Genomic DNA, 9,095 nt, shown 5'->3' with positions numbered 1-9,095 from the left:
CCGCTGGCACTCGGCAGGAAGAACTATCTCTTCTGCGGCAACGACGCCTCTGCATATCGGGCAGCCATCGTATACTCACTCATAGGCACCTGCAGGGCCGCAGGGGTTGACCCGAGAACATGGATGGAGGATGTCCTCAGCAAACTGCCTTACTGGCAGCGCGACGGCAAGGACCTCGCAGGACTCCTGCCCAGAACTGGGCAAAGGAAAACCAAATCACTCCCAAGTAGTACAAACTAGGTCCGACTTGAGCCAACTTTATACAAGTTGGACCTAGTCGGACCTAATAGTAATATTCTCTGTCAAATCAATACGGTATTCACCGGTTGCTTACGAACAACACGCCGCGGCGTGTTGTTCTGAAACCAAGAATCGTTATATTTGCATATCTGAGGAATCTGAAGGCTCCTATCCAGACACACTTTTTGAAATACTACCCCAAGGCGACATTATACACGCATTGTATCTGGAAAATATATAGAAGTAATTTAGAGATGTATAACAAACGCTTGTGGGTTATCGATTTTAATAGCACACAAACGTTTATACCTCGCCAAGCAGCCTAGTCAAACATCTTTCACAGCACGTGTGGGGAAAATGTGGGGAAAATCCGAAAAGCAAAAATCGCTTAATTCGTCTGTATCAACAAATTAAGCGATTTTACTGGTACCCGGAGCCGGGGTCGAACCGGCACGACATTGCTGTCATTGGTGTTTGAGACCAACGCGTCTACCGATTCCGCCATCCGGGCTGATTACCGCTTCTTGCGGCGAATCGGGTGGACAAAGATAGAAAAAATTCCTCGCTTCCAAGAATTTTCCGCCAATTATTTTCCTGCAGGCCCGTTTTCACAGCCGCTGCCGATGGAACGCCGCCGAAAGGCCGACATCGGGGATCACTTCCCGTTCTCGAAATAGTCCCGCACACGCCGGGCCCGCGCCGGACCGATCAGTGCCGACAACTCCTCGGGATTCGCCGCGCGGACCTTCTCCACCGTGCGGAAGTGACGCAGCAGCGTCTCGATGGTCTTCGCCCCCACCCCTTCGATCTGCTCCAGTTCGCTGTGGATAAAGGCTTTGCTCCGCTTCTGGCGGTGGAACGTGATGGCGAAGCGGTGCACCTCGTCCTGGATACTCGTCAGAAAGTGAAACAACGGCGAGGTGGGACGCAGCCCGACCAGCAGCGGCGGATAACCGCAATAGAGTTCCGCCGTACGGTGCCGGTCATCCTTGGCCAGACCGGCGATCGGGATGTCGAGCTGCAGGGCCTCCAGCACCTCGTGAATCACCCCCATCTGCCCCTTGCCGCCATCGGCGATGATCAGATCGGGCATCTCGCCCCCTTCGACCTGCAGCCGGCTGTATCGCCGATAGACCACCTCGCGCATCGAGGCGTAGTCGTCCGGGCCCTCCACCGTCTTGATGTTGAAGTGGCGGTACTCCTTGCGCGAGGGCTTTCCGTCGCGGAAGACCACACACGACGCCACGGGATGCGAACCCTGAAGATTCGAGTTGTCGAAGCACTCGATGTGACGCGGCGGACGATCGAGCCGCAGCTCCTTCTGCAGGGCATTCATCAGCCGTTCGGTATGCCGTTCCGGATTGCGGATCTCAAGGTTCTTGAGCTGCTCGGCGCGGTAGATGCGGGCGCTCTTGCGCGAAAATTCCAGCAGGTCGAGCTTTTCGCCGCGTTTCGGCACGGTGAAGGTCACCCCGTCGAACAGCAGCGTCGTCGAGGGCAGAAACGGCACGATCACCTCCCGGGCCAACTCCCCGCCGGCCACATTCTCAACCATGTACTGAATGCCGAGCGTCAGCATGTCGCGTTCGTCGCCCTCGACGCCCGTCGAGAGCTTGACGGTCTGCACGCCCACCACCGAACCGTGGCGGATCCGCACGAAGTTGCACCACGCCACATCGTCGTCCGGCAACAGCGAGAAGACATCCACGTCGACAATCCGCGCACTGACGATCACCGACTTGCCGGCGTAGTGATCCAGCGCGTCGAGACGCTGCTTGTAGCGCTGCGCCTGTTCGAACTTCAGCTCGCCGGCCGCCCGCGTCATCTCCCCCTCGAGGTACTTGCGCACGGGGCGCAGGTCGCCCTTCAGCACCGAGACCACCATCTCCACCAGACGGTCGTACTCCTCCTCGCTCTGAGCCCCGATGCAGGGTCCCTTGCAGTTGCCGATGTGGTACTGCAGGCAGACCGAATAGCGGCCGCGGGCAATCTGTTCGGGCGAGAGGTTCAGCTTGCAGGTCCGCAGCGGGACCACCTCGCGAATGAACTCCAGCACGCTGTGCTGCATCATCACCGAACCGTAGGGGCCGAAATACTGCGAACCGTCGCGCACGAGCTGCCGCGTGGACTGCACCCGCGGGAAGGGCTCGCGTCGCACGACAATCCACGGATAGGTCTTGTCGTCCTTCAACAGAATGTTGTAGCGCGGCTGGAGGGTCTTGATGAGCGAATTCTCCAGCAGCAGGGCGTCGGTTTCGCTGCCGACGACGATGTGGCGGATCTCGACGATCTGACGCACCAGCACCCGCACCTTGGCGCTGTGCTCCTTCGAATTGACGAAATACGACGAGACCCGCTTGCGCAGGCTCTTGGCCTTGCCCACATAGATGATCGTCCCCGTGCGGTCCACAAACTGATAGACCCCCGGCGACAGCGGGAGCAGGGCTACCTGCTCCTTCAGCGAGTTTTTGACCGTTTCGCTCATACCGACTGCAAATGTAACAAATATCCCACGAAAATGAAACCAAACAAAAACGGCCGACATATTGTTCATTTTAGCCGATTTATTTATCTTTGCGACTCGATCATCCATCAACTCGATAAATATGAGGAAACTCTTACTCTTGTGCGGGGTCTTTGCTACAGCTTGCGTCGACAACGACTACGACCTCGCAAACATCAACACCGACAACATCGCCATCGGTGACGAAACCTCGCGTTTCGAAGCTCCGCTGGCCAAAGTGTACGTCTCCCTGGCAGACATCAACAGCAACGACCAGGTGCGTATCGACCAGATCTTCAACGAAGCCGACACGTGGCTTCCGACCCAACTGCCCGATACGGATGAAAACGGAGCCTATGCGGACGTCCAGCGTCTGCTCAACGACCTGACCTACGTCAACGACCGCCTGCTCCCGGATCTGCTCGACGAAATGGGCACCAACCCCGAGAAACTCGACGCCGTAGCCACGCTGCTGCAGCAGAACTACTATGACGATTTTGCCGGAGTCCTTCCGGGCGTCTCCCAGACGGAGTTCAAGGAGGCCTTCGTCGAGGCCTTCACCTCGAATGCCGTCCTGCGCGACGCACTGAGCCAGGAGGTCAAAAGCCTGGCCGGTGACTATCTGACAAACCTCGATGTCAACATGGACGACCTCTCCTACGAAATCGGGCACATCGACCTGAGCGACGAGGTGGTGAACATGCTCTGCGACAACCTCGATCCGGCCGAAACCCCCGATCCGAAGAATACGCTCCACCTGGCCGGCGAGATCGACAACCGTCTGCCCCTGACGCTGGAGATCGCCCCCAGCTTCCTCAACACGCAGGTCTCGTTCTCGACGACGGTGCTGGCCAATTCTCCCGAGAACGTACTGCCCGAGACGCGGCTTCTGGCCAACGACCTGCGGACGATCATCCAGGATGCCCGGGTCGATATTCCCATCGTCATCCGAAAATACTATCCCGGCAAAGGCTTCGACAACGCCTCGGAGCAGCAGACCCAGATGCAGATCAACCTGTATCTGATCAAACGCGGCGCCCTGAAGTTCGACCTCTAAACAGCATCCCGTCATGAAAAAAACATACCTTCTTCTGGCATCGCTGCTCCTCACCACGGCACTTGCCGCCCAGAACCCCACGGCCTATTTCATGGAGGGTTCGACCTTCCGTTCGCAGTTCAACCCGGCCTTCGCCCCCTTACGCGGCTACATCAACCTGCCCGTCATCGGCGGCATGAATGTCAACATGTCCGGCAACATCGCCCTGGACAACATCCTCTACCCCCGCAACGGAAAACTCGTCACGCTGCTCGACAACTCCGTATCGTCGGCCGAGGCTCTCGGAACCCTCCGCAAGAACAACCTCATGGGCCTCGACACGCGGATCAACCTCTTCGGAATCGGCAAGTTCACCCGCAACCACAAGAACTTCTGGTCGTTCGACATGTCGCTGCGCATCAACGAGGACATGAACCTGCCCAAATCGCTCTTCGAATTCCTCAAAGAGGGACGTGAAGGCACCATCTCCAACTTCGGGCTGGCCACCGAAGCCTATCTCGAAGCCGCCGTCAACTATTCGTTTCCGTTGCTGAACGACAAGCTCTACATCGGCGTCCGCGGCAAGTTACTGGCCGGAGCCGCCCGGGCCCAGGTCAACTACGACCAGTTCGACATCTCGCTCCAGCAGGACCGCTGGGCCGTCACCACGCGCGGCACGGTCAACGTCACGGCCGACGGCACCACCGTCACGCCGAATCCCGAAACCGGCACCTTCGAAATGAGCGACCTCAACTTCAAACCCCGCAAACCGGCCGGCTACGGCTTTGCCGTCGACCTGGGCGCCACGTACGACATCCTGCCCGGACTGCAAGCCTCACTGGCGGTCATCGACCTGGGATTCATCAAATGGAACAAGAACAGCACGGTCTCGGGCGTCTCGACCCAGCAGGCCGAGTTCGTCGGCGTCACGGTTCCCGGTGACGGAACGGATCAGGCCCCGGATTTCGATCTTGAAATGCTGAAATTCAACCAGGTGGAGAGCTCTGCAAACTCGAAGATGCTCCGGGCATCGATCAACGCCGGCGTCGAATACGAACTCTGGAACCACTGGGTTGGCTTCGGACTCTTCTACTCGATGCGCTTCTGGGAGTACAAAACGATGCACAACCTCACCGGATCGGTCAACTTCCATCCGGTGCGCTGGTTTACCCTCACGGGCAGTTACTCGGTACTCAACAACCGGGGCGGAGCCGTTGGACTGGGTCTGAACCTCTGCCCGGGGTGGATCAACTTCTTCTTGGCTACCGACCTGCTCATCACCAAGCACACGCCGCAATGGGTTCCCGTGCGCCAGAGCTCGGCCAACCTGACCCTCGGCATCGGCATTCCGCTCGGCAAGCGCAGCCACCGCATCGCCGCCTACGTCCGCGAAGGCGACCGCAAATAGGTTGCGAGCCTCCTCTTATCCGACAGATCCGGCCCTGCGCCTATTCCCCTTCATCGATCCGGGCCAGCACCTCGCGAATCATCTTCCGTCCGGCGGCGACCAGCTCCTTCGCCCGGTAGAATTCAAACATACCGTAACTGTCGGCCGGCATCTGGGCCAGCACGTCGGGCCGGTAAAGCCGGCACATCAGCTGCGTGATGTGCTGCTGCATGATCTGCGACGAGGCAATCAGCACCTTATAATAATTGAACGAAGCATTGGCCCGGTGAATCGGATCGGCCCCGAACGGGGCGCTTACGTCCACGGCCACGAGCAGATCGCCCTCCTCGCGCCGGACCCGGTTCAGCGGAAGCGGGTTGACCGTTCCGCCGTCGACCAGCACCATGCCGTCGCGGTGGACCGGACGAAAGACCGACGGAATGGAGATCGAAGCCCGGATGGCGTCGTAAAGACCGCCGCGGTCGAGCACCACCTCGCGGCCCGTGAGCAGATCGGCCGCCACGGCCGCAAACGGAACCGGCATCTGCTCGATCTGCACGTCGGGGACCAGCTCCTGCATGGCATGAATCACCCGCTCGCCCTTGACCAGTCCCTCGGCACTGAGCGTAAAATCGACCAGTCCGAAGACCCGGTACTTGTCCAACGAACACATCCACTTCTTGAAGGCGTCGAGGTGTCCCGCAGCATACATGCCGCCGACCAAGGCCCCCATCGAGGTCCCGGCCACCGCCGCAATCTCATATCCCTGACTCTCCAGCTCTTCGATGGCGCCGATATGCGCCACACCCCTCGCACCACCTCCGGCAAGCGCCAGGGCCACACGTCTCTTTTTCATGGTTTTCGTATCATTCGCGGCCGGGAAAAACCCGTTCCCGGCGAAATTAATTGCACACACTCCGGCAAAGTGTTCTTACTCCCTTCCGCCTCTCGCCTCAACGATCCGTCACAACCCGGTCCATGCGGATGTCGTGCGGTTCGGCAGGCAGGGCGTCGACCAGCTGGTGGGCAAAGCAGATGCCGATCTTCACGGCCCGGAACCCCGCCAGCGACAGATACTGGTCGTAATAGCCTCGTCCGCGTCCACAACGGAGTCCCCCGGCCGTAAAGGCCACACCGGGGACGAGCAGCAGGTCGATCTCCTCGGGAGGGCACACGATGGCCGACGGCCCCGGTTCGAGAATGCCGAAGGCGCCGGGAAAGAGTGTCTGCGGATCGTACTCGAAAAAACGCATCGTCGTCCCCTCGACCCGCGGCACCACCAGCCGCTTGACGCCGCACCACCGGCTGAGGGCCTCCCGCATGTCGGGCTCGTCACGCATCGAACAGAAGAGCCCCACGGTCTGTGCCCGCGCAAATTCGGGCAGCGACTCCATGCGTTCGACAATCCGTGCCGAGGCCGCGGCCCGCTCGGCAGCGTCCAATCCCCTGTTCAGTGTGCGCATCGCCCTGCGCAATTCATTTTTAGTCATAAAACCCACCTTGTGTCGATAAAATTCCTGCCCGTTTCTATTGTTATTCCGCGAACAATGGCTATCTTTGCGGCAAACAATCCCGCGCCGAGACTCCTCGCCCGGAACTTCGCTCCGAACTCCGGATTCCGATCGTTCTGGCGTCATCTTTGCCGGGAAAACCCGGGCCGAAACCCGGGCCGAACCCATAAACGACACCACTCTCAGAAAAGCGGCCACACAACACGACGGGACACAAATCTTTAACAAAAATAACAAATTTCAAAACATTATGAGCTGTTTTCTATCTAATTCCTCGCTTGGCAAGAAGTTAGTAATGAGCGTGACGGGGTGCTTCCTCGTGCTCTTCATCCTCTTCCACATGTCGATGAACGTCACGGCAATCATCTCGCCGGAGGCTTACAATGCGGTCTGCGAGTTCCTCGGTGCCAACTGGTACGCCCTGGCCGGAACCGTCGTCCTGGCTCTCGGCGTGCTGATCCACTTCATCTACGCCATCATCCTCACCCTGCACAACTACAAGGCCCGCGGCAAGCAGCGCTACGCCGTCACCGTGAAGGAGCCGGGCGTGGACTGGGCTTCGAAGAACATGCTCGTACTGGGTGTCATCGTCCTGGTCGGCCTGCTGCTCCACCTGTTCAACTTCTGGTCGAAGATGCAGCTCGTCGAGATCATGGGGCAGCACACCAACTCGCTGGGTTACAGCCCTACGGACGGCGCCGCGCTGATCCGCTACACCTTCTCGCAGTGGTACTACGTGGTGATCTACCTCGTATGGTTCGTCGCCCTGTGGTTCCACCTCACCCACGGCGTTTGGTCGATGTTCCAGAGCGTGGGCTGGGCCAACGACACGTGGTATCCCCGTCTGAAGTGCATCGCCAACATCGTTGCGACGATCGTCTTCCTGGGCTTCGCCATCGTGGTACTCGTCTACTTCCTCTGCCCCTGCATGTCGGGCGCCTGCTGATCAATCCTGCTATTGTAGAACAATAAACATACAAACGATATGGCTTTAAAATTAGATGCTAAAATCCCTGCCGGACCGCTCGCCGAAAAATGGAGCAACCACAAGGCAGCTATCAAGGTCGTAAGCCCCGCCAACAAGCGCAAACTCGACATCATCGTCGTCGGAACCGGTCTGGGCGGTGCCTCCGCAGCCGCTTCGCTCGGCGAACTCGGCTACAACGTCAAGGTGTTCTGCATTCAGGATTCGCCCCGCCGCGCCCACTCGATTGCCGCTCAGGGCGGTATCAACGCGGCCAAGAACTACCAGAACGACAACGACTCGGTATACCGTCTCTTCTACGATACGATCAAGGGCGGCGACTACCGCGCCCGTGAGGCCAACGTCTACCGTCTGGCCGAGGTCTCGAACCTGATCATCGACCAGTGTGTCGCCCAGGGTGTCCCCTTCGCCCGCGAATACGGCGGTCTGCTGGCCAACCGTTCGTTCGGCGGCGCCCAGGTTTCGCGTACCTTCTACGCCCGCGGCCAGACCGGTCAGCAGCTCCTGCTGGGTGCCTACGCCGCCCTGAACAAGGAGATCGCCGCCGGCTCGGTGAAGAGCTACCCTCGTCACGAGATGCTCGACATCGTCATCGAGGACGGTGAGGCCCGCGGTATCATCGCCCGCAACCTCGTAACGGGTGAGATCGAGCGCCACGGAGCACACGCCGTCGTACTCGCTACGGGCGGCTACGGAAACGTCTTCTTCCTCTCGACCAACGCCATGGCCTCGAACGGTTCGGCCGCCTTCCAGTGCTACCGCAAGGGCGCCGGCTTCGCAAACCCCTGCTTCACGCAGATCCACCCGACGTGTATCCCCGTTCACGGCGACCAGCAGTCGAAACTGACGCTGATGTCCGAGTCGCTGCGCAACGACGGCCGTATCTGGGTTCCGAAGAAACTCGAGGATGTCAAGGCCCTGCGCGCCGGCAAGAAGAAGCCGTCGGATATCGCCGAAGAGGATCGCGACTACTATCTGGAGCGCCGCTACCCGGCCTTCGGTAACCTCGTGCCGCGTGACGTGGCCTCGCGTGCCGCCAAGGAGCGCTGCGATGCCGGTTACGGTGTGAACGAGACCGGTCTGGCCGTCTTCCTTGACTTCAAGACCGCCATCGAGCGTCTGGGCAAGGACCGCATCAAGCAGCGTTACGGCAACCTCTTCGACATGTACGAGGAGATCACCGACGTGAATCCCTACGAGCAGCCGATGCAGATCTTCCCCGCCGTACACTATACGATGGGCGGTATCTGGGTCGATTACAACCTGATGACCACGATCCCGGGTCTGTACGCCATCGGCGAGGCCAACTTCTCGGATCACGGCGCCAACCGTCTGGGTGCATCGGCCCTGATGCAGGGTCTGGCCGACGGTTACTTCGTGCTGCCCTACACCATCGGCGACTACCTCTCGCACAAGATCCAGGCCCCGAAGGT

At 59.4% G+C, this 9,095-nt stretch carries 8 protein-coding genes and 1 tRNA gene; 5 read left to right on the top strand and 4 right to left on the bottom strand.

Translation table 11 applies throughout. From position 1 onward, the window contains the following. A partial coding sequence (locus PUQ42_RS10065) for a transposase domain-containing protein (RefSeq protein ID WP_273373372.1) occupies window positions 1-240 on the top strand: 240 nt, incomplete at its 5' end. A 424-nt stretch (window positions 241-664) separates the two neighbouring features. On the opposite strand, the gene PUQ42_RS10060 is transcribed toward PUQ42_RS10065, so the two are convergent. Both PUQ42_RS10060 and uvrC read right to left on the bottom strand, forming a co-directional pair. Continuing rightward, a tRNA-Leu gene (locus tag PUQ42_RS10060) sits at window positions 665-751 on the bottom strand. 144 nt (window positions 752-895) lie between these two features. Beyond that, window positions 896-2,725, bottom strand: coding sequence for an excinuclease ABC subunit UvrC (gene uvrC, locus PUQ42_RS10055; protein WP_273373370.1), 1,830 nt, complete (start codon window positions 2,723-2,725; stop codon window positions 896-898). Between the two features lie 121 nt (window positions 2,726-2,846). Between uvrC and PUQ42_RS10050 the strand changes: the two genes are divergently transcribed. Together PUQ42_RS10050 and PUQ42_RS10045 are read left to right on the top strand one after the other, a co-directional pair. Next, window positions 2,847-3,800 (top strand): hypothetical protein, encoded by a 954-nt coding sequence (locus PUQ42_RS10050; RefSeq protein ID WP_273373368.1) that lies wholly within the window; start codon window positions 2,847-2,849, stop codon window positions 3,798-3,800. Between the two features lie 13 nt (window positions 3,801-3,813). Next, window positions 3,814-5,187, top strand: coding sequence for a DUF5723 family protein (locus tag PUQ42_RS10045; protein ID WP_273373366.1), 1,374 nt, complete (start codon window positions 3,814-3,816; stop codon window positions 5,185-5,187). A 40-nt stretch (window positions 5,188-5,227) separates the two neighbouring features. On the opposite strand, the gene PUQ42_RS10040 is transcribed toward PUQ42_RS10045, so the two are convergent. Together PUQ42_RS10040 and PUQ42_RS10035 are read right to left on the bottom strand one after the other, a co-directional pair. Then, complete coding sequence (locus PUQ42_RS10040) at window positions 5,228-6,022, bottom strand: patatin-like phospholipase family protein (RefSeq protein WP_273373365.1); 795 nt, start codon at window positions 6,020-6,022, stop codon at window positions 5,228-5,230. A gap of 97 nt (window positions 6,023-6,119) precedes the next feature. Continuing rightward, a complete protein-coding gene (locus PUQ42_RS10035) occupies window positions 6,120-6,656 on the bottom strand; it encodes a 5-formyltetrahydrofolate cyclo-ligase (protein WP_273373363.1) in 537 nt (178 codons plus the stop codon). A 271-nt stretch (window positions 6,657-6,927) separates the two neighbouring features. Between PUQ42_RS10035 and PUQ42_RS10030 the strand changes: the two genes are divergently transcribed. Both PUQ42_RS10030 and PUQ42_RS10025 read left to right on the top strand, forming a co-directional pair. Continuing rightward, window positions 6,928-7,623 carry a succinate dehydrogenase cytochrome b subunit gene (locus PUQ42_RS10030; protein ID WP_273373361.1) on the top strand — a complete coding sequence of 232 codons (696 nt, stop codon included), beginning with the start codon at window positions 6,928-6,930 and terminating at the stop codon, window positions 7,621-7,623. Window positions 7,624-7,662: 39 nt separating this feature from the next. After that, window positions 7,663-9,095 (top strand): fumarate reductase/succinate dehydrogenase flavoprotein subunit (locus tag PUQ42_RS10025; protein WP_273373359.1); only part of this gene is annotated, 1,433 nt, incomplete at its 3' end.

It is taken from the genome of Alistipes megaguti, from assembly GCF_944320325.1.
GTDB classification, from domain to species: domain Bacteria; phylum Bacteroidota; class Bacteroidia; order Bacteroidales; family Rikenellaceae; genus Alistipes; species Alistipes megaguti.
Note: the sequence above shows the minus strand (reverse complement) of the source record. Positions and strands in the feature narration are given on the sequence as shown.

Bases quoted from the DNA above. Each gene is read 5' to 3' on its own strand.
- uvrC (WP_273373370.1), bottom strand. From the start codon at position 2,725: ATGAGCGAAACGGTCAAAAACTCGCTGAAGGAGCAGGTAGCCCTGCTC.
- PUQ42_RS10050 (WP_273373368.1), top strand. From the start codon at position 2,847: ATGAGGAAACTCTTACTCTTGTGCGGGGTCTTTGCTACAGCTTGCGTC.
- PUQ42_RS10045 (WP_273373366.1), top strand. From the start codon at position 3,814: ATGAAAAAAACATACCTTCTTCTGGCATCGCTGCTCCTCACCACGGCA.
- PUQ42_RS10040 (WP_273373365.1), bottom strand. From the start codon at position 6,022: ATGAAAAAGAGACGTGTGGCCCTGGCGCTTGCCGGAGGTGGTGCGAGG.
- PUQ42_RS10035 (WP_273373363.1), bottom strand. From the start codon at position 6,656: ATGACTAAAAATGAATTGCGCAGGGCGATGCGCACACTGAACAGGGGA.
- PUQ42_RS10030 (WP_273373361.1), top strand. From the start codon at position 6,928: ATGAGCTGTTTTCTATCTAATTCCTCGCTTGGCAAGAAGTTAGTAATG.